Raw genomic sequence first — 18,998 nt, forward strand, 5'->3', positions numbered from 1 at the left:
CGCGCAATGGCCGTCCAGACACTCGACGACCTGCTGGCCGAGGGTGTTTCGGGTCGGGGCGTACTCGTGCGCTCCGACCTGAACGTCCCGCTCGACGGTGGGAAGATCACTGATCCGGGTCGCATCATCGCGTCGGTCCCGACGCTGAAGGCGCTGGCCGACGCCGGGGCGAAGGTCATCGTGACCGCGCACCTGGGCCGTCCCAAAGGTGGTGTTGACCCGGCGTTCTCGCTGGCGCCGGTGGCCACCGCGCTGTCGGAGCGGCTGGGCAGGCACGTCCAGTTGGCCGGTGACGTCGTCGGCACCGACGCGCTCGCCCGCGCCGAGGGACTCACCGACGGCGATGTCCTGCTGCTGGAGAACATCCGGTTCGACCCGCGTGAGACCAGCAAGGACGACAGCGAACGGCTGGCGCTGGCCAAGGCACTCGTCGAATTGGTCGGGGAGGACGGCGCTTTCGTCTCCGATGGGTTCGGTGTGGTGCACCGCAAGCAGGCGTCGGTGTACGACGTGGCCACGCTGCTGCCGCACTACGCGGGAACGCTGGTGGCCGCCGAGGTCAAGGTGCTCGAACAGCTGACCAGCTCGAGTGAGCGGCCCTACGCCGTGGTGCTCGGCGGGTCGAAGGTGTCGGACAAGCTCGCCGTCATCGAGAACCTGGCGACCAAGGCGGACAGCATCGTCATCGGCGGCGGTATGTGCTTCACCTTCCTTGCCGCGCAAGGTGTTTCGGTGGGTACCTCGCTGCTGCAGGAGGAGATGATCGAGACCTGTCGCCAGCTGCTGGAGACCTACGGAGATGTAATCCACCTGCCGGTGGACATCGTCGTCGCGGAGAAGTTCGCGGCCGACTCGCCGGCGGAAACCGTCTGGGCGGACAGTATCCCGGCCGACAAGATGGGCCTGGACATCGGCCCGGAATCGGTCAAGCGATTCACCAAGCTGCTGTCCAACGCACGCACCATCTTCTGGAACGGACCGATGGGCGTGTTCGAGTTCCCGGCGTTCGCCGCGGGGACCAAGGGCGTGGCCGAGGCCATCGTCGCCGCGACCGGCAAGGGCGCGTTCAGCGTCGTAGGCGGTGGCGATTCGGCGGCCGCGGTGCGCCAGCTCGGTCTCCCGGAGGACGGTTTCTCGCACATTTCGACCGGCGGCGGTGCATCGCTGGAATACCTTGAGGGCAAAACACTGCCCGGCATCGAAGTCTTGAACTAGGAGTCCTGTGTCCCGTAAACCGCTGATCGCGGGCAACTGGAAGATGAACCTCAACCACTTCGAGGCCATCGCATTGGTCCAGAAGATCGCGTTCTCGTTGCCCGACAAGTACTTCGACAAGGTCGACGTGACGGTGATCCCGCCGTTCACCGATCTGCGCAGTGTGCAGACCCTGGTCGACGGCGACAAGCTGCGGCTGACCTACGGCGCGCAGGACCTTTCGCAGCACGACTCGGGCGCCTACACCGGCGACATCAGCGGTGCGTTCCTGGCCAAGCTCGGGTGCACATTCGTGGTGGTCGGGCACTCCGAGCGGCGCACCTATCACCACGAGGACGACGCGGTGGTCGCCGAGAAGGCGGCCGCGGCGTTCCGGCACGGCCTCACGCCGATCGTCTGCATCGGCGAGCAGCTCGAGGTCCGCGAGGGTGGCGGCCATGTCGAGTTCTGCGTGAACTCGTTGCGCGGCTCGCTGGCCGGGCTCTCCACGGAGCAGCTCGCCGATGTCGTCATCGCCTACGAACCGGTATGGGCGATCGGCACCGGCCGGGTCGCCCTCGCCGCCGACGCGCAGGAGGTGTGCGCCGCGATCCGGGCCGAGCTCGGCAACATCGCGACGCAGGAGATCGCCGACGGCGTGCGGGTGCTCTACGGCGGCTCGGTGAATGCCAAGAACGTCGGTGAGATCGTCGCTCAGAAGGACGTCGACGGCGCGCTGGTCGGCGGGGCGTCGCTGGATGGGGAGCAGTTCGCCACCCTGTCGGCGATCGCTGCGGGCGGACCACTCCCGTGACCGATGCCGTGACCGATGCCGTGACCACGGCCCCGACCAGGTAGTCTGGTCGCCATGGTTTTGACTCTGCAGATCATCCTGGTCACCACCAGCGTCCTGGTGGTGCTCTTGGTGCTCCTGCACCGCGCCAAGGGTGGCGGCCTGTCGACCCTGTTCGGCGGCGGTGTGCAGTCCAGCCTGTCCGGGTCGACCGTGGTCGAGAAGAACCTCGACCGCCTCACGCTGTTCGTCACCGGTATCTGGGTGGTCTCCATCGTCGGCATGGCGCTGCAGATCAAGTACAGCTAGTCCATTTCACGGCGTGAAGACCACTCGCTGACCGTTCTCCGGTTGCGGCCACACCTGTTCCACGTCGGCCAGCGGGACCGCGCGCGTGTGCGTTCGCACGGTGCCCGTGGAGATCAACTGCGCCAGCTCCGGTAATTCCGCCACGATGTCGGCGGCCGGCACTGAGCCGATCCCGCTGCCGACGATCTGCAGTGGCATCGATCGCAGCGCGGCCGACGGGATGTCGGCGCTGGCGCCGGCCATCGAACCGATCTGTATCCACGTCAACGGCTGCGCCATGTCATGGCGGCCGCGGGCGACGCCGGCCATGATGTCGGCCGCGGGCCGGCCCCAGACGTAGTCGAGCACGATGTCGGCCCCCGTGATCCGGTCGAAGCCGGCGGGGATCTCGTCGAGTGCGATCACGTCGTCGGCGCGCAGGCTCGGCAGCGTCGCCAGCTGCCGGGGGTCCCGGCCGACGCCGATCACCGCTCCCGCACCCAGATGCTTGGCGACTTGGACGGCCAGGCGCCCGGCGGTGCCGGTCGCGCCCAGAATCACGACGGTCTGCCCAGGCTGCATCAGAGTGCGGCGGCGCAGCGCCACCCAGGACGACATGGCCGGGTTCATGGCCGCGGCAATCGCAACCGGATCGGCGTCGTCGGGCAGCACGACGCTGCGACGCACGTCGATGACGGTCTGTTCAGCCATTGCGCCGAGGTCGGTGGCCACGACGAAATAGCGCACAGTGCCGTCGGAGGCGCGGCCGACGCCGTCGATCCCGGGCACCAGGGGGAGCGCGCCGGTGCTGGTGTAATGAGCGCCGCCGGCGCGGGAGCGCACCAGCGGATGCAGGCCGGCGGCAAGGACGTCGACGACGATTTCGTTGTCGCCGGTCGAGGCGGCCTGCGGAAATTCCTGATAGGCGGGCGGTTTCGTGAAATCTGTAACGACCGCTGCATGCACGGCATCCTCCAAAATAGATGGTATTACGAACTACATTTAGATGGTAATACGAACTAATGAGGTACGCTAGGGCTATGCCTGGCGAGATATCAGAGGCGCTGCTCGAAGACCTGGTGCGCACCTCATTCGCGGTGACCGCGGTGTTGAACCGGGTGGCCGCCGACCACGACCTGTCCCTGACCCAGCTGCGCGCGCTGGCCATCCTGCGGGATCGTGAACCCACCATGGCCCAGCTCGCCGAATACCTCGGCCTGGAGCGATCGTCGGTCAGTGGGCTGATCGACCGTGCCGTGCGCCGGGGCCTGGCCAAGCGCACGACAAGCCGCGAGGACGGGCGCTCGGTGCATGTCACCCTGACCGCCACCGGGCAACGACTCGGCAACGAACTTGCCGGCACGGTCGCCGGTCTGCTGGCGCCCATGACCAGCCGGCTCAGCGCCGCCGAGCGGAAACGGTTGGCCGTACTGCTGTCGGGAATGCTCGACCCGGCCCCGCCGGTCACCGCGACTCCCCGCCGTCCTCGCTGAGCAACCGTTCCGGGTGGTGTGCGTCGTTGACCCGCGGGGGACCGGTTCCGTCGCTCCACGCGATCCGGCCGTCCTCGGTGACAGTCGTCGTGTACGTGCCCTCGGTCGCCATCGCGTGGTCGCACGGGCAGCCGAAGTACAAATTGTCGGCGTCGGTCGGGCCGCCGGCGCTCCACTCCAGCGCGTGATGCACTTCTGAGTGGTATCCGGGCTCGAAACAGTCCGGCTTGGTACACCCGCGGTCGCGGGCGTGGCAGATGATCCGATGATCGGCCGTCGCAAGGCGTTTCGCGCGGCCGAGGTAGAGCGGGCGTGCCGAGTGATCCTCGAACACCGCCAGGTAGTGCACCGCTTCGCCGGCCATCCGGATGACATCCCGCATCGGGAGGCGACCGGTTCCGCCGGTACGGGCCCAGCCGGCCGCCTGCTCCAACTCGCCCAGCGTCGTCGTCACGATCACGGTGACCGGCAGTCCTCGATGCTGCCCCAAGACCCCCGACGACACAGCCGCCTTGAGGCCGAGCGTGATTCCGTCGTGGCAGCGTTGCTCCGGGCTTCGGTTGTCGCGTCCCTCGGCGTCACCGGGGAGATGCCGCCCGGGCCGGACCGCGGCCGTCACCGCTTCGATGTAGGCGCGGCTCTCCGGATCCACCCAGCCGGAAAGCCGGCTCATCCCGTCGGGACCCTGCCGGCCCAGCCGCAGGCCGCGGCGTCGTGCCCAATCCTCGTCGGTGAACGTGCCGTCGGGATTCAGGCAGTCGGCGATCTCGACCCCGATCGCCGCGACGAACTTCGAATCCTGTTCTCGCGCGCGGCGAACCAGTGCGCGTTCCGCTGCGTCCCGGTCGGCCGCGGTGACGAAAGACGGCAGCCGGTCGAGTGCATGGCACACCGCCGCGACGTGATCCTCGCCGACCTCACCGGCCTCGACCGCGGCCGCCAACACAGGCAACTCCGGCGGAAGCGTCGGCCCGGTCAGTGATCGACGCGGCCGCAGCCGAGCCGCCAGCGCGAACCGCCGTTTGACCTCGCCGGCGGTCACCCGCAACCGACTGGCCAGGACGTCGCGGACCTTCGCTCCGGCAGCCAACGACGAGCCGTCAACCGGTTCGGCGATCTCGCCGAACATGCGGTAGGACAGCCCGCGGTTCACCCGGTTCTGGTCCTCGAGGCGTGTGGCCACCTCGATTCGAAAGGCGTTGCCCGCCAGATCAGTACAGATCGACCGGAGCCGACCGTAGGCGGCATCGACGGCATCGAGTTCGGCGCGAACCACGTCGTGCACCGCCTGAGCGGTGAGCGGATCGCATGTCATGAATCCACGCTATCGAACAAACGGTCGAATATCAGTGCAGAAACGTCAACCTGGGGATGAATCCGGGTCTGTGGATGACGCCACGACCCCACGCCCTGCAGCCCACAGCGGACACCGGAATACTTGGGGGATGGCTGAAGCTCCGGACGTGTCGCTGGAACCTATCGGCGCGGTACAGCGCACCCAGGTCGGGCGGGAGGCCACCGAGCCGATGCGGGAGGACATTCGGCTGCTCGGGGCGATCCTCGGTGACACCGTGCGTGAGCAGAACGGCGACGAGGTGTTCGACCTCGTCGAAAAGGCCCGCGTCGAATCGTTCCGGGTGCGCCGATCCGAGATCGACCGGTCCGAGCTGGCCCAGCTGTTCGACGGCATCGATGTCCACCGGGCCATCCCGGTGATCCGGGCGTTCAGTCACTTCGCCCTGCTGGCCAACGTCGCCGAGGACATCCACCGTGAACGGCGCCGCGCGATCCACGTCGCTGCCGGGGAACCGGCGCAGAACAGCACCCTCGCCGCGACCTACGGCAAGCTCGATGCCGCGCAGCTGGACGCGGCGACGGTACAGAAAGCGCTCACAGGGGCATTGGTGGCACCGGTCATCACCGCCCACCCCACCGAGACCCGCAGGCGCACCGTCTTCGACACCCAGCACCGCATCACCCAGCTGATGCGGGTACGGCTGCACGGTCAGGACGAAACCGAGGACGGCCGGCCGGTCGAGACCGAACTGCGCAGGCAGATCCTCACGCTGTGGCAGACCGCACTGATCCGGTTGTCCCGCTTGAAGATTCAGGACGAGATCGAAGTCGGCCTGCGGTACTACCCGGCGGCATTCTTTGACGTGATCCCGAAGGTGAATGCCGAGGTTCGCAACGCGCTGCGGACCCGCTGGCCCGACGCCGATCTGCTGCCCGAGCCGATCCTGCGGCCGGGCTCGTGGATCGGCGGTGATCGCGACGGAAACCCCAACGTCACCGCCGACGTGGTCCGGCTGGCCACCGGCAGCGCCGCCTACACCGCGCTGGGCCACTACCTCGCCGAGCTCAACAAGCTCGAGCAGGAGTTGTCGATGTCGGCGCGGCTGGTGAAGACCACCGACGCTCTCGTCACGCTGGCCGACGCCTGCCATGAGCCGGCCCGGATGGACGAGCCCTACCGGCGGGCACTGCGCGTGGTGCACGCCCGGCTCACCGCGACCGGTCAAGCCATTCTCGATCGCGAACCGGCGCACACTCTCGATCTCGGCCTCGAGCCGTACGAGATACCCGACGAACTGCTCGCCGACCTGGACACCATCGACGCCTCGCTGCGCGCCAACGGCAGCGCGCTACTGGCCGACGACCGGCTGGCCCGGTTGCGGGAAGCCGTGGACGTCTTCGGTTTTCACCTGAGCAGCCTGGACATGCGGCAGAACTCCGAGGTGCATGAAGAGGTCATCGCCGAACTACTGGCCTGGGCCGGGGTGCATCCGGACTATGCGTCGCTGTCCGAGCCGGACCGAGTCGAGGTGCTGGCCGCCGAGCTCGCGACCCGCCGCCCGCTGGTGCGCGACGATTCCGAGCTCTCCGAGCTGGCTCGCAAGGAGCTCGACATCGTCTTCGCCGCCGCCCGCGCGGTCAGGGTGTTCGGCCCCGAAGCAGTGCCCAACTACATCATCTCGATGTGTCAGTCGGTCTCGGACATGCTGGAGGCCGCGATACTGCTGAAAGAAGCTGGGCTGCTGGATGTTTCAGGGGAGGACGTGTACGCGCCCGTCGGCATCGTTCCGCTGTTCGAAACGATCGACGACCTGCAGCGCGGTGCCTCGATCCTCGAGTCGGCGCTGGACCTGCCGCTCTACCGCGCGATGGTGCACGCCCGAGGTGAAAGTCAGGAGGTGATGCTCGGCTATTCGGACTCCAACAAGGACGGCGGGTACCTGGCCGCGAACTGGGCGCTCTACCGCGCCGAACTGGATCTCGTGGAATCGGCCCGCAAGACCGGTATCCGGTTGCGGCTCTTCCATGGTCGCGGCGGCACCGTCGGCCGCGGCGGCGGCCCGAGCTACGACGCGATCCTGGCCCAGCCCCCGGGTGCGGTGAACGGCTCGCTGCGGCTGACCGAACAGGGCGAGGTGATCGCCGCCAAGTACGCCGAGCCGCGGATCGCGCACCGCAACCTGGAGACCCTGCTGGCCGCCACGCTGGAGTCGACGCTGCTCGACACCGAGGGACTCGGCGACCTCGCCGAACAGGCGTACGAGGTGCTCGACGACCTCGCCGCTCGCGCCCAGCGGGCTTACGCCGAATTGGTCCACGAGACACCGGGGTTCGTCGACTACTTCAAGGCCTCGACACCGGTCAGCGAGATCGGCTCACTCAATATCGGCAGCAGGCCGACTTCGCGCAAACCCACCACATCGATCTCCGATCTGCGGGCCATCCCGTGGGTGCTGGCCTGGAGCCAGTCGCGGGTGATGTTGCCCGGCTGGTATGGCACGGGCACCGCGGTCGAGGAGTGGATCGCCGACGGCGACGGCCGGCTCGAAGTACTACAGGAGCTGTACAAGAACTGGCCGTTCTTCGCCACCGTGCTCTCCAACATGGCGCAGGTGCTGGCCAAGGCCGACATGGGCTTGGCCGCCCGGTATTCCGAGCTGGTCGACGACGAGGAACTCCGCTCCCGGGTGTTCGACAAGATCGTCGCCGAGTACGGCCGCACGCTGCGGATCCATCAGCTGATCACCGGGCAGGACGACCTGCTCGCCGACAACCCGGCACTGGCCAGATCGGTGTTCAACCGCTTTCCATACCTGGAGCCGCTCAACCACTTACAGGTCGAGCTGTTGCGCCGCTACCGGTCCGGAGACGACGACGAGCTGGTCCAGCGCGGCATCCTGCTCACCATGAGTGGGCTGGCGTCGGCGCTGCGCAACAGCGGCTAGCCGATGGATCGCGACCGCGACGAATCCGGCAGGCCCCGCAATGCCAGGGCCCGCGACGCGCTGGGCCGACCACTGCCGCCGGGCGAACCCGGCGAGCCCCGCATTCCCGACGACCTGAATCTCCCGCCGGCCGAGACCGTGGCCTACGCGCAGGATCTGCTGAGTCGCGGCCAGGCGTTCCACGCCCACGAGGTCTTCGAGGCGGCCTGGAAGAACGGCCCCGATGACGAGCGGCCGCTGTGGCAGGGTCTGGCCCAGTTCGCGGTCGGTGTCACCCACATCCAACGCGGCAATCGCACGGGTGCCGCCGCCCTGCTGCGCCGGGCATCAGCACTGCTGGCCGACGTTCCGGGCGCGCCCTACGGCATCGACATCAACGGTCTGACCGCAACCGGGACCGCGCTCGCAGACGATCTCACGGGCGGCGTCGAGATCGATCCCGAGCGGCTGCGGCCGCACTTGACCTCGTGACGGAACCAACAGCCGCTCGATAGCGTCAAAACCGGTATGACACAACCCGACTGCTCCCTGGAGAACACCGCCGAACTGCTCGGACCGCTACCGCAGACCGCGGCAGAGGTCTTGGGCGAGTGGTCAGGCACCGATCCCGGCGACCCCTGGTGGTAACGCCTAGCCGCTGGCATCTCGCGGTGCGGCTCCCAGGCTGACGGGTAGGCGCTTCACCCCACGCAGCAACGTGCTGTCGTTGAGCGTCGGTTCGCCGTCCAGCGCGAGAGCTGGAAAGCGCCGAAACAGTGCTTCCAGGCCGATGCTGAGTTCCAAGCGGGCGAGTGCTGCGCCGATGCAGACGTGAATGCCGGAACTGAAACTGAGGTGGTCGCGGGCCTTGGCGCGTGTGGTGTCGAAGTCGTGCGGATGCTCGAAGATCGCCGGGTCGCGGTTGGCTCCGGCGATGAGCACGAACACTGCCTGCCCTTCGTCGATGGCGCAGCCCTCGATCTGCACTGGCTTGGTCGCCACCCGCAACCCGATTTGGGCGACGGAGTCGTAGCGGAGCGTCTCCTCGACTGCGTTGGGCCAGCCTTCGGGATGCGCTTGCAGACGCGCCAGCTGGTCCGGATGCCGCAGAAGCGCCACCACCGCGTTGCCGAATGCGTGTGTGGTGGTGATGAATCCGGCACCGAGCAGCAGGCCGGCGAACATCCTGACCTCGTCCTCGGTCAGGTCGCTGTCGTGGAGCACGGCGGACAAGATGCTGTTGTCCGCGTCGCAGAGCCGAAGTCGCTCGATATGAGCGGCGATGTAGCTCTCGAATTCGCGCAGGGCTACCGAGGCGGTGTAGAAGTCGTTCCAGGCGGGCACGGTTGTGGTCAGTAGCTTGGCGGCAGGGTCGGCGAAGGCGTGGAGCGCCGGTATCTCGTCGCGGGGGACTCCCAGCATCTCGGCGATGACCTCGATGGGGATCCGGGCTGCGAAGGCGGCGATCAGATCGCAGTGCGACTGGCCCTCGAGATCGTCGAGCACCCTGTTGGCGATCTCGTGGATGCGGCTGCGCAGTCCGTCGATCGCGCGCGGTGTGAAAGCACGCGATACCAGCCGGCGCAACCGAGTGTGTACCGGTGGATCCACCACCAGGAGCGAAGGCGGCTCGACGGGATTCATCATGTCCGGGGCCGTCTTGCCGGCCACCCACCGGACCGCGCGAACAGGAAACCGATCCTGCGGTTTGACGGTCCGGAATCGGTCGTCGCGCAGCACGTTTCGGACGATCTGTGCGTCGGCGGTGACCCAACCGCCTCCGATTCCGGGAGACAGTCGACCCCGCTGGCGAATCTCCTCGATGAGGCGATAGGTGTTCTCGGGGCTACCGTTGTCGATGACGAGCCGGGCGAACGGGTCTCCGCGGCGAGCGAGCAGCGTGAGCACCGAACGGGCAAGTCCGTAATCCAACAACCAGTGCACCCGGGTTGTGACGTGCAGGCCCATGGTGGCGCGCTAGCGGCCCTGGCGGCGGATCGCGCTGACCACCCCGCGGATGGCCGACTCGGTGGCGGCCAGCGGTGAAATGACCGCCTCGCCGACGCCCACGATGCGTTCCACGCGCTCGACGATCCCTTCCATGCGCGCGACCACCGCGTCGAGCCGGGGCGCCAGCTCGTCGATGCGGCTCAACGTGGAGTTGAAGACGACCAGCGTCTCCTCGAAGTACTCGAGGGTCCCGTTCATTCCGCTCATGGTCTGGTTCAGATCGGTGAGCGCCTCGCTCATCCCGGACAGGATGGTGTCGAGCTGGTCGACGGTGACGTCGGCGTTGAGCGCCGCCTGGGCCAGGGTCTTGATCCGGTCCCGGCCCGACCGTGGCGGGGGCGGCTTGTCAACCATGGAGTCAGTCTGGCAGCTTGCCGGCCGCCTCGGTGTCGAGAAGCCAAACCGTGGCGTCGCGGCCTTTTGCGCCGGCCGCCGGCCAGTCGGCGGGCTTGGCGCCCCCGACGGCTTCGGCGACCGCCTCGGCCTTGCCCGCACCCGATACCACCAGCCACACCTCGCGCGAACGGTTCACGGCGGGCAGGGTCAGCGTGATGCGGCGGGGCGGCGGTTTGGGGGAGTCCTCGACACCGACGACCAGCCGCTTGGTCTCCGCGACCGCCGGAGTGTGCGGGAACAGCGAGTTGATGTGGCCCTCCGGCCCCATCCCCAGCAGGTGCACGTCGAACACCGGTGTGCGCTCACCCGGACCGGCGTTGGCGGCGAGCACACTCTCGTAGGCCAGCGCCGCGGCGTCCAGGTCGTCACCGAACTCGCCGTCGCTGGCCGCCATCGGGTGCACGTTGCTGTCCGGGATGTCGATGTGGTCGAGCAGCGCCTCGCGGGCCTGCTTGTCGTTGCGCTCGTCGTCGTCAGCGGGGACGTAGCGTTCGTCGCCCCAGAAGAGGTGCACCTTCGACCAGTCGATCGCCTCATCGTGTGCGCCGACATGCTTGAGCAGGTTGATTCCCGTTCCGCCACCGGTCAACACGATGAATGCCTGTCCGCGTGCGGCGATGGCAGCGGTGATCGCCCCAACCAGCCGGTCGCCGACGGCGGCCACCAGCGCTGAGGTGTCGGGATAGGTCTCGACTATCTGGTTCACATCGCGACCTTTCGATTCGACGCGGCTCGACTAGACGTACTGCACCTTTTCAATACCCGCCAGCGCCTCGTGGTAAATCTCGTCGGCGTCGAGCCGGCGAAGATCCTCGGCAAGGCATTCGCGGGTCTCCCGGCGCGGCAACGGCAGCAGCGCCTCCGGGCGGTCGGTGCGGGTCAGGGTCGCGGTGACCCCTTCCTGTGGGCGGGCCAGTGTCACGGTCTCGGAGGCCCGCACCAATTCGACCTTCAACTCGCCGACGGCGCGGGTCACGGTGCCGTCGATCCGGCTGGCCAGCCAGCCCGCCAGGATGTCGAGGGCCGGCTCGTCCTTCAGCCCGGACACCGACGCCGACGTGAGCGGCTCGTACGGCGCCTGATCCACCGCCGACGCGAGCAGCGCGCGCCAGTAGGTGATCCGGCTCCAGGCCAGATCGGTGTCGCCGTCGGTGTAGCCCTTCAGCCTGCTCTTGATCGCCGCCAGCGGGTCTTCGGTTCCGGTGGCATCGGTGATCCGGCGAATTGCCAGGCGGCCCAACGGATCCTCGGCGGGTTTGGCCGGTGCGACGCCCGGCCACCACGCCACCACCGGGGTATCGGGCAGCAGGAAGGGCAGCACCACACTGCTGGCGTGGTTCGACAGCGGACCGGAGATGCGAAGCACCACCACCTCGCCCGCACCGGCGTCGGCGCCGACGCGGAGCTGACCGTCCAGCCGCGCTTCGTTCGCCAGCCGGTCCGCGGGGACCACCACGATGATGCGGCAGGGATGTTCCCGGCTCGCCGCCACCGCCGCCTCGATGGAATCCTCGACCCGGGCCTCGGTGTCGGGCGCGACCACCAAGGTCAGCACCCGGCCCAGCGTGATTGCGCCGCCCTCTTCGCGCAGCGCGGTGATCTTCTTGTTGAGTGCGTTGGTCGTCGTATCGGGCAAGTCGACAATCATGGACGCCTCCATTCGCGACCGGACCGCTGCAGCACCTCGAACGCCGAATCGGGCCCCCAGGTGCCCGACTCGTAAGGATCAGGCTTGCCGTGCGCAGCCCAGTAATCGAGCACGGGATCCAGGATCTCCCAAGACAATTCGACCTCGGCGTTGCCCGGGAACAACGACGGCTCGCCGAGCAGGACGTCGAGGATCAGCCGCTCGTAGGCCTCGGGTGAATCCTCGGCGAACGCCGACCCGTAGGAGAAGTCCATGTTGACGTCGCGGACCTCCATGGCACTGCCGGGCACCTTCGACCCGAAGCGCAGCGTGATGCCCTCGTCCGGCTGGACGCGGATCACCAACGCGTTCTTGCCCAATTCCTCGGTCATGGTCGCGTCGAACGGCAGGTGCGGAGCACGGCGGAACACCAGCGCTACTTCGGTCACCCTGCGGCCCAACCGCTTTCCGGTCCGCAGATAGAACGGCACACCGGCCCAGCGCCGGGTGTCGACGTCGAGGGTGATCGCTGCGAACGTCTCGGTGGTGGACGTCTTCGAGAAGCCCTCCTCGTCGAGCAGTCCGACGACCTTCTCGCCGCCCTGCCACCCCGCGGTGTACTGGCCGCGCGCTGTGGTCAGATCCAATGGCTGCGCGAGCGACGTCGCTGACAGCACCTTGATCTTCTCGGCTTTCACCTCGTCCGGGTGGAAGCTGACCGGCTCCTCCATCGCGGTGAGCGCCAGCAGCTGCAGCAGATGGTTCTGGATGACGTCGCGCGCCGCGCCGATTCCGTCGTAGTAGCCGCCGCGACCACCGAGGCCGATGTCCTCGGCCATCGTGATCTGCACGCTGTCGACGTAATGGTTGTTCCAGATCGGCTCGAACAGTTCGTTGGCGAAGCGCAGCGCCAGGATGTTCTGCACCGTCTCCTTGCCGAGGTAGTGGTCGATGCGGAACACCGACTCCTCGGGGAAGACGCTGTTGACCACCTGGTTGAGCTCGATCGCGCTCTGCAGGTCGTGGCCGAACGGTTTCTCGATGACCACCCGGCTCCAGCGGCCCTCCTGCTGGCGCGCCAGCCCGGACTTCTTCAGCTGCTCGCACACCACCGGGAAGGCTTTCGGCGGAATCGACAGGTAGAAGGCGTGATTGCCACCGGTGCCGCGTTCCACATCGAGCTTCTCGAGCGTCTCGGCCAGCCGGCCGAACGACGCCTCATCGTCGAAGGAGCCCTGGACGAACCGGAAGCCCTCGGCCAGCCGGTCCCACACCTCCTGGCGAAACGGCGTGCGGGCATGCTGGCAGACCGCATCGTGCACGATGGCGCCGAAATCCTCGTCGGCCCAGTCCCGGCGGGCGAAACCGACCAGCGAGAACGACGGCGGCAGCAGGCCGCGGTTGGCCAGGTCGTAGATCGCCGGCATCAGCTTCTTGCGGGCCAGATCGCCTGTGACACCGAAGATCACCACACCGCACGGGCCGGCGATCATCGGCATCCGCTTGTCCCGCTTGTCGCGCAGCGGGTTGTGCCAGCTGGTCGGTGCGGGCGCTACCACCCCGGGTACGGGACGGTCCGTCATTTGGCCGCGGCGTCGAGCTGGTCCTGAGTCGCGTCGAGCAGTTCCTGCCACGACTTCTCGAACTTCTCGACGCCCTCGTTCTCCAGCAGCAGGAAGACGTCACGCAGGTCGACGCCGATGGCGTCGAGCTTGTCGAACACTTCCTGCGCCGCGCCCGCGGTGCCGGTGATGGTGTCGCCGGTGACGACCCCGTGGTCGGCCACTGCGTCCATCGTCTTCTCCGGCATGGTGTTGACCGTGTTGGGGGCGACCAGCTCGGTGACGTAGAGGGTGTCGGAATAGTCCGGATTCTTGACGCCGGTGGACGCCCACAACGGACGCTGCACGCGGGCGCCGGCATCGGCCAGCGCGCGGAAGCGGTCGCCGCCGAGGAACACCTCGTCGTAGGCGGCGTAGGCCAGCCGCGCGTTGGCAACGCCGGCCTGGCCGCGCAGGGCCAGCGCGTCATCCGATCCGATTTTCTCCAGCCGCTTGTCGATCTCGGTGTCCACCCGGGACACGAAGAACGACGCGACGGAATGGATCTTGGACAGGTCGTGGCCGGCTTCCTTGGCCTTCTCCAAGCCCTGCAGGTAGGCGTCCATCACCAGCCGGTAGCGCTCCACGGAGAAGATCAGCGTCACATTGACCGAGATACCCTCGGCCAACACCGACGCGATGGCGGGCACGCCCGCTTCGGTGGCCGGAATCTTGATCAGCAGGTTGGGCCGGTCGACGATCTTCCACAGCTCGATGGCCTGCAGGATGGTCTTGTCGGTGTCGTGCGCCAGGCGCGGGTCGACCTCGATCGAGACCCGGCCGTCGACGCCGTCGGAGGCCTCCCACTGCGGGCGCAGTACGTCGCACGCCTCCCGGACATCGTCGGTGGTGACGGTGCGGATCGTCGCGTCGACGTCGGCGCCGCGCTCGGCGAGCTCGGAAACCTGTGCGTCGTAAGCGTTTCCGTTGGACAGGGCGGCCTGGAAGATCGACGGGTTGGTGGTGACCCCGACGACGCCGTGGGTGTCGATCAGCTCCTGCAGGTTGCCCGACCGCAGCCGGTCCCGGGACAGGTCGTCGAGCCAGACGGACACACCGGCCGCCGACAGCGCGGCGAGGTTCGGATTCTGTGCCATGACGTTCCCTTCAATTGGTCGTACGGGTTAGTTGTCGATCACGCGTTCCGCGGCGTCGGCGACGGCTTCGGCGGTGAACCCGAACTCGCGGAACAAGGTCTTGTCGTCGGCGGATTCGCCGTAGTGCTCGATGGAGATGATCTCGCCGGTGTCGCCGACGAACCGGTACCAGCTCTGCGCCACACCGGCCTCCACCGCGACCCGGGCCGACACGTCGGGCGGAAGGACGCTGTCGCGGTACTCCTGCGGCTGCGAGTTGAACCACTCGACACACGGCATCGACACCACATAGGCGTTGATGTCCTTGGCCGCCAACAACTTCTGCGCATCGACCGCCAGCTGCAACTCGGAACCGGTGGCGATGATGATCACGTCGGCGTCGTCGGCCGGATTACCACCGCCGAGCACATAGCCGCCACGTTCGACACCCTCGGCGCTGGTGCCTTCGAGCACCGGAATGCCCTGGCGGGTCAGGATGAAACCGACCGGGCCCGCGCCGTTGCCGCGGGCGACGATGCTGCGCCAGGCGTAGGCGGTCTCGTTGGGATCGCCGGGACGCACCACCGACAGCTTCGGGATCGCCCGCAGTGCCGCCAGGTGCTCGATCGGCTGGTGGGTGGGGCCGTCCTCGCCCAGGCCGATCGAGTCGTGCGTCCAGATGTAGATGGTGTCGATGTCCATCAGCGAGGCCAGTCGCACCGAGGCCCGCATGTAGTCGGAGAACTGCAGGAACGTCCCGCCGAAGGCGCGGGTCGGCCCGTGCAGCACGATGCCGGACAGGATCGCGCCCATCGCGTGCTCACGGATACCGAAGTGCAGCACCCGGCCGTACCAGTCGGCAGTGAAGTCCTCGGTAGAGATCGACGGCGGCCCGAACGACTTCACACCCTTGATCGTGGTGTTGTTGCTGCCCGCCAGATCGGCTGAGCCACCCCACAATTCGGGCAGCTTGGGCGCGACGTCGTTGAGGACCTGGCCGAAGGCGGCGCGAGTGGCCACCGCCTTGGAGCCGGGCTCCCAGTAGGTGATGTCGGAGTCCCAGCCGTCAGGCAGTTCCTGCGCCAGCAGCCGGTCGAGCAGCGCCTTGCGCTCCGGTTCGCGCTGCGCCCAGGCGTCGAAGTCGCCCTGCCACTTCTCGTGCGCCTCGCGACCGCGGTCGACGAGTTTGCGGGTGTGCGCGATGACCTCGTCGTGCACCTCGAACTTCTTGTCCGGATCGAAACCGAGGACCTTCTTCGTGGCGGCCACCTCGTCGTCACCCAGCGCGGCGCCGTGCACACCACCGGTGTTCATCTTGGTCGGAGCCGGATAGCCGATGATCGTCCGGACCGCGATGAACGACGGCTTGTCGGTCACCTTCTTGGCCTCGGCGATGGCCGCCTCGATTCCGACGACGTTCTCGCCGCCCTCGACTTCCTGCACGTGCCAGCCATAGGCGCGGTAGCGGGCCGGGACGTCCTCGGACAGCGCGATGTCGGTGTCGTGCTCGATCGAGATCTTGTTGTGGTCGTAGAACACGATGAGGTTGCCCAGCTGCTGGGTGCCCGCCAGTGACGACGCCTCGCTGGTGATGCCCTCTTCGATGTCACCGTCGGAGGCGATGACGTAGATGTGGTGGTCAAACGGGCTGGTCCCGGCCGGGGCGTCCGGGTCGAACAGCCCGCGTTCGTAGCGGGCGGCCATGGCCATGCCCACCGCGGAGGCCAGGCCCTGACCCAGCGGGCCGGTGGTGATCTCCACGCCCAGGGTGTGCCGGAACTCCGGGTGGCCGGGAGTCTTGGAACCCCAGGTGCGCAGCGACTCGATATCCGAGAGCTCCAGGCCGAACCCGCCCAAGTACAGCTGCAGGTACAGCGTCAGGCTGCTGTGCCCGCAGGACAGGATGAACCGGTCGCGACCCAGCCAGTGGGTGTCGCTCGGATCGTGCTGCATCACCCGCTGGAACAGCGTGTAGGCCAGCGGCGCCAGGCTCATGGCTGTTCCCGGGTGGCCGTTGCCGACCTTCTGCACCGCGTCGGCGGCCAGCACCCGCACCGTATCGACGGCCTTGGAGTCAAGCTCCGTCCAGTCGTCCGGGTGGTGGGGCTGGGTCAGCGTGGCGATCTCTTCGACAGTGGTCACAAACTCGCTCCTGGCTTAGTCAACGTGCGGCAAGCTGGGGTGGTCCTCTTCACCCTAATGCCGCGTGGTGCTTGGCTGCATAGTGCTGCTACCAGCGTTACCCGCGGGTGAAGATCTACACCTGGAACTGTGTCATCACGGTGGAATCACCGTGAATCGACCCTTCGGTGTCGAACGCCGTCCGGGGACGACTACCATCCTCTGTAGTAGATCGTCTGGTCAGGAGTCAGTTGCGTGAGAGTTCGCGAAGTGCACCTCGTTGACGGGGCGCCCATTCGGTTCCGCGACAGGCTCCTGGGATACCTCGCCCTGACCAAGCCGCGGGTCATCGAGCTGCTCCTCGTCACCACGATTCCGGCCATGCTGTTGGCCGGCCGCGGCACCGTCGACCTGCCGCTCATCCTCAACACCTTGTTCGGCGGCCTGCTGGCCGCAGCGGGCGCCAACACCCTCAACTGTGTGGCCGACGCCGACATCGACAAGGTGATGAAGCGCACCGAGCGGCGGCCGCTGGCCCGGGCCACCGTGCCCCGCAGCCACGCCCTGGTGTTCGGGCTGACGCTCTCGGTCGGCTCGTTCTTCTGGCTGTGGTGGACCACCAACCTGCTCTCGGCGCACCTGGCCGCGGCCACCATCGCGTTCTACGTGCTCGTCTACACCCTGCTGCTCAAGCGCCGCACCTCGCAGAACGTGGTGTGGGGCGGGGCGGCCGGCTGCATGCCGGTGATGATCGGCTGGTCCGCCGTCACCGACACGATCGGCTGGCAGGCGCTGGTGATGTTCGCGATCATCTTCTTCTGGACGCCGCCGCACACCTGGGCGCTGGCCATGAAGTACAAGGACGACTACCGCGCCGCGGGCGTGCCCATGCTGCCCGTGGTCGCCACCGAGTTGCAGGTCACCAAGCAGATCCTGATCTACACCTGGCTGACCGTGATCGCCACGCTGGCCCTCGCGCCTGCCGCGGGCTGGCTGTACGGCTCGGTGGCCGCACTGGCCGGCGCCTGGTTCCTGATCATGGCGCACCGGCTGCATGCCGGCGTGCGCCGCGGCAACCCGGTCAAGCCGCTGCGACTGTTCCTGCAGTCGAACAACTATCTGGCGCTGGTGTTCGTCGCCCTCGCCGTCGACTCGGCGCTGGCGCTGCCGACGCTGTTCAGCTAGTTCTGCGGCAGCAGCACGATCGAGCCGGTCGTCTTGCGGCCCTGCAAATCCCGGTGCGCCTGAGCGGCTTCGGCCAGCGGATAGTGGCCGCCGACCGTGATCGTGATCGCACCGGATGCGATCGCATCCAGTAGTTCACCGGCGCGCCAGGCGAATTCGTCCGGCGTGCGGGTGAAGTGGGCGAGGTTGGGCCGGGTGAGGAAGACCGACCCGGCGGCGTTGAGCCGCTGCGGGTCCACCGGGGGGACGGGTCCGCTGGACGCGCCGAACAAGGCCAGCGTGCCGCGGATCGCCAGGCTCGCGAGGCTGGCGTCGAAGGTGGTCTTGCCCACACCGTCGTAGACGGCGGCGACACCGTGTCCGTTGGTGAGGTCGCGGATCGTGGCGGCGAACTCGGCGGGGTCCTCGGGGTAGTCGAGCACCTCGATCGCGCCTGCCTGCCGGGACAGCTCCGCCTTCTGCGGGCTGGAGGCGGTGGTGATCACCCGGGCGCCCAGGCTGGTGGCCCACTGGGTGAGGATCAGTCCGACGCCGCCGGCCCCGGCGTGCACGAGCACGAAATCGCGGGCCTGCACCGCGTACACCGACTTGATCAGGTAGTGCGCCGTCATACCCTTGAGCAGCGCCGAGGCGATGGCGTCCGAGGGCACCGAATCGGGAACGTAGGCAACGAAATCGGCCGGGGCGGTGCAGAACTCGGCATAGGCGCCGGATGCCACCGCGGTGACCACGCGATCCCCGGCCTTGATGGCGGCGACGTCGTCACCGACCGCCACGATCGTGCCGCACACCTCGGTGCCGACCACGAACGGCAGCTCCCGCGGATAGAGGCCGGACCGGAAGTAGGTGTCGATGTAATTGACGCCGATCGCGTCCGCGGCGATGAGCACCTCGGCCGGGCCGGGTGTGGGCTGCGGCCTCTCGACGTAGTTCAGGACCTCGGGACCGCCCGTCTCGGCGACTTCGATTGCGTGCATGTCACTATCATCCCCGC

17 protein-coding genes are annotated in these 18,998 nt (G+C 67.7%); 7 read left to right on the forward strand and 10 right to left on the reverse strand.

What is annotated here, in order from left to right; genetic code table 11:
* The first annotated feature begins 6 nt into the window (after positions 1 to 6).
* The 3 genes from G6N32_RS11895 to secG are packed head-to-tail and all read left to right on the forward strand — an operon-like array spanning position 7 to position 2,296.
* Positions 7 to 1,215, forward strand: coding sequence for a phosphoglycerate kinase (locus G6N32_RS11895; RefSeq protein ID WP_083120335.1), 1,209 nt, complete (start codon positions 7 to 9; stop codon positions 1,213 to 1,215).
* Positions 1,216 to 1,222: 7 nt separating this feature from the next.
* Positions 1,223 to 2,008: a triose-phosphate isomerase gene (gene tpiA, locus G6N32_RS11900; RefSeq protein ID WP_115319771.1), complete on the forward strand. Its 786-nt coding sequence runs from the start codon at positions 1,223 to 1,225 to the stop codon at positions 2,006 to 2,008.
* A gap of 54 nt (positions 2,009 to 2,062) precedes the next feature.
* Positions 2,063 to 2,296 carry a preprotein translocase subunit SecG gene (secG, locus tag G6N32_RS11905; RefSeq protein WP_115319772.1) on the forward strand — a complete coding sequence of 78 codons (234 nt, stop codon included), beginning with the start codon at positions 2,063 to 2,065 and terminating at the stop codon, positions 2,294 to 2,296.
* A gap of 6 nt (positions 2,297 to 2,302) precedes the next feature.
* Here secG and G6N32_RS11910 read toward each other — a convergent pair whose 3' ends face one another.
* Positions 2,303 to 3,241, reverse strand: coding sequence for a quinone oxidoreductase family protein (locus G6N32_RS11910; protein ID WP_115319773.1), 939 nt, complete (start codon positions 3,239 to 3,241; stop codon positions 2,303 to 2,305).
* A 74-nt stretch (positions 3,242 to 3,315) separates the two neighbouring features.
* On the opposite strand from G6N32_RS11910, the gene G6N32_RS11915 reads away from it, so the two are divergent.
* Positions 3,316 to 3,768: a MarR family winged helix-turn-helix transcriptional regulator gene (locus G6N32_RS11915; RefSeq protein WP_115319774.1), complete on the forward strand. Its 453-nt coding sequence runs from the start codon at positions 3,316 to 3,318 to the stop codon at positions 3,766 to 3,768.
* Here the strand turns inward: G6N32_RS11915 and G6N32_RS11920 are convergent.
* Positions 3,740 to 5,083 carry an HNH endonuclease signature motif containing protein gene (locus tag G6N32_RS11920; protein WP_115319775.1) on the reverse strand — a complete coding sequence of 448 codons (1,344 nt, stop codon included), beginning with the start codon at positions 5,081 to 5,083 and terminating at the stop codon, positions 3,740 to 3,742. The genes G6N32_RS11915 and G6N32_RS11920 overlap by 29 nt on opposite strands.
* 130 nt (positions 5,084 to 5,213) lie before the next feature.
* Between G6N32_RS11920 and ppc the strand changes: the two genes are divergently transcribed.
* Together ppc and G6N32_RS11930 are read left to right on the forward strand one after the other, a co-directional pair.
* Positions 5,214 to 8,009: a phosphoenolpyruvate carboxylase gene (gene ppc / locus G6N32_RS11925; protein WP_115319776.1), complete on the forward strand. Its 2,796-nt coding sequence runs from the start codon at positions 5,214 to 5,216 to the stop codon at positions 8,007 to 8,009.
* Between the two features lie 3 nt (positions 8,010 to 8,012).
* Positions 8,013 to 8,480, forward strand: coding sequence for a DUF309 domain-containing protein (locus G6N32_RS11930; RefSeq protein ID WP_115319777.1), 468 nt, complete (start codon positions 8,013 to 8,015; stop codon positions 8,478 to 8,480).
* A 159-nt stretch (positions 8,481 to 8,639) separates the two neighbouring features.
* On the opposite strand, the gene G6N32_RS11935 is transcribed toward G6N32_RS11930, so the two are convergent.
* The 7 genes from G6N32_RS11935 to tkt are packed head-to-tail and all read right to left on the reverse strand — an operon-like array spanning position 8,640 to position 16,840.
* Positions 8,640 to 9,956, reverse strand: a complete 1,317-nt coding sequence (locus G6N32_RS11935) for a cytochrome P450 (protein ID WP_115319778.1) — start codon at positions 9,954 to 9,956, stop codon at positions 8,640 to 8,642.
* Positions 9,957 to 9,965: 9 nt separating this feature from the next.
* Positions 9,966 to 10,352 (reverse strand): ATPase, encoded by a 387-nt coding sequence (locus G6N32_RS11940; protein WP_115319779.1) that lies wholly within the window; start codon positions 10,350 to 10,352, stop codon positions 9,966 to 9,968.
* A 4-nt stretch (positions 10,353 to 10,356) separates the two neighbouring features.
* Positions 10,357 to 11,100 carry a 6-phosphogluconolactonase gene (gene pgl / locus G6N32_RS11945; protein WP_115319780.1) on the reverse strand — a complete coding sequence of 248 codons (744 nt, stop codon included), beginning with the start codon at positions 11,098 to 11,100 and terminating at the stop codon, positions 10,357 to 10,359.
* A gap of 30 nt (positions 11,101 to 11,130) precedes the next feature.
* Entirely contained in the window at positions 11,131 to 12,042 is a 912-nt protein-coding gene (gene opcA / locus G6N32_RS11950) for a glucose-6-phosphate dehydrogenase assembly protein OpcA (protein WP_115321108.1), read from the reverse strand.
* Positions 12,039 to 13,604 carry a glucose-6-phosphate dehydrogenase gene (gene zwf / locus G6N32_RS11955; protein ID WP_115319781.1) on the reverse strand — a complete coding sequence of 522 codons (1,566 nt, stop codon included), beginning with the start codon at positions 13,602 to 13,604 and terminating at the stop codon, positions 12,039 to 12,041. Before zwf ends, opcA begins: the two co-directional genes overlap by 4 nt.
* The gene (tal, locus tag G6N32_RS11960) at positions 13,601 to 14,719 is read right to left on the reverse strand and encodes a transaldolase (protein ID WP_115319782.1); all 1,119 of its coding nucleotides are present in this window, start codon (positions 14,717 to 14,719) and stop codon (positions 13,601 to 13,603) included. Before tal ends, zwf begins: the two co-directional genes overlap by 4 nt.
* A gap of 27 nt (positions 14,720 to 14,746) precedes the next feature.
* Positions 14,747 to 16,840: a transketolase gene (tkt, locus tag G6N32_RS11965; RefSeq protein WP_115319783.1), complete on the reverse strand. Its 2,094-nt coding sequence runs from the start codon at positions 16,838 to 16,840 to the stop codon at positions 14,747 to 14,749.
* Positions 16,841 to 17,074: 234 nt separating this feature from the next.
* On the opposite strand from tkt, the gene G6N32_RS11970 reads away from it, so the two are divergent.
* The gene (locus G6N32_RS11970; protein WP_036337872.1) at positions 17,075 to 18,004 is read left to right on the forward strand and encodes a heme o synthase; all 930 of its coding nucleotides are present in this window, start codon (positions 17,075 to 17,077) and stop codon (positions 18,002 to 18,004) included.
* On the opposite strand, the gene G6N32_RS11975 is transcribed toward G6N32_RS11970, so the two are convergent.
* The gene (locus tag G6N32_RS11975; protein WP_115319784.1) at positions 18,001 to 18,981 is read right to left on the reverse strand and encodes a quinone oxidoreductase family protein; all 981 of its coding nucleotides are present in this window, start codon (positions 18,979 to 18,981) and stop codon (positions 18,001 to 18,003) included. The two genes, G6N32_RS11970 and G6N32_RS11975, sit on opposite strands and share 4 nt — an antisense overlap.
* Positions 18,982 to 18,998 lie beyond the last annotated feature (17 nt).

The organism is Mycolicibacterium aichiense (genome assembly GCF_010726245.1).
GTDB classification, from domain to species: domain Bacteria; phylum Actinomycetota; class Actinomycetes; order Mycobacteriales; family Mycobacteriaceae; genus Mycobacterium; species Mycobacterium aichiense.

Excerpts from the sequence above, each read along its gene's own strand:
- G6N32_RS11935 (WP_115319778.1), bottom strand. The coding sequence starts at position 9,956 with ATGGGCCTGCACGTCACAACCCGGGTGCACTGGTTGTTGGATTACGGA.
- G6N32_RS11940 (WP_115319779.1), bottom strand. The coding sequence starts at position 10,352 with ATGGTTGACAAGCCGCCCCCGCCACGGTCGGGCCGGGACCGGATCAAG.
- G6N32_RS11895 (WP_083120335.1), top strand. The coding sequence starts at position 7 with ATGGCCGTCCAGACACTCGACGACCTGCTGGCCGAGGGTGTTTCGGGT.
- ppc (WP_115319776.1), top strand. The coding sequence starts at position 5,214 with ATGGCTGAAGCTCCGGACGTGTCGCTGGAACCTATCGGCGCGGTACAG.
- opcA (WP_115321108.1), bottom strand. The coding sequence starts at position 12,042 with ATGATTGTCGACTTGCCCGATACGACGACCAACGCACTCAACAAGAAG.
- G6N32_RS11920 (WP_115319775.1), bottom strand. The coding sequence starts at position 5,083 with ATGACATGCGATCCGCTCACCGCTCAGGCGGTGCACGACGTGGTTCGC.
- zwf (WP_115319781.1), bottom strand. The coding sequence starts at position 13,604 with ATGACGGACCGTCCCGTACCCGGGGTGGTAGCGCCCGCACCGACCAGC.
- G6N32_RS11915 (WP_115319774.1), top strand. The coding sequence starts at position 3,316 with ATGCCTGGCGAGATATCAGAGGCGCTGCTCGAAGACCTGGTGCGCACC.
- tal (WP_115319782.1), bottom strand. The coding sequence starts at position 14,719 with ATGGCACAGAATCCGAACCTCGCCGCGCTGTCGGCGGCCGGTGTGTCC.
- secG (WP_115319772.1), top strand. The coding sequence starts at position 2,063 with ATGGTTTTGACTCTGCAGATCATCCTGGTCACCACCAGCGTCCTGGTG.
- G6N32_RS11930 (WP_115319777.1), top strand. The coding sequence starts at position 8,013 with ATGGATCGCGACCGCGACGAATCCGGCAGGCCCCGCAATGCCAGGGCC.
- G6N32_RS11975 (WP_115319784.1), bottom strand. The coding sequence starts at position 18,981 with ATGCACGCAATCGAAGTCGCCGAGACGGGCGGTCCCGAGGTCCTGAAC.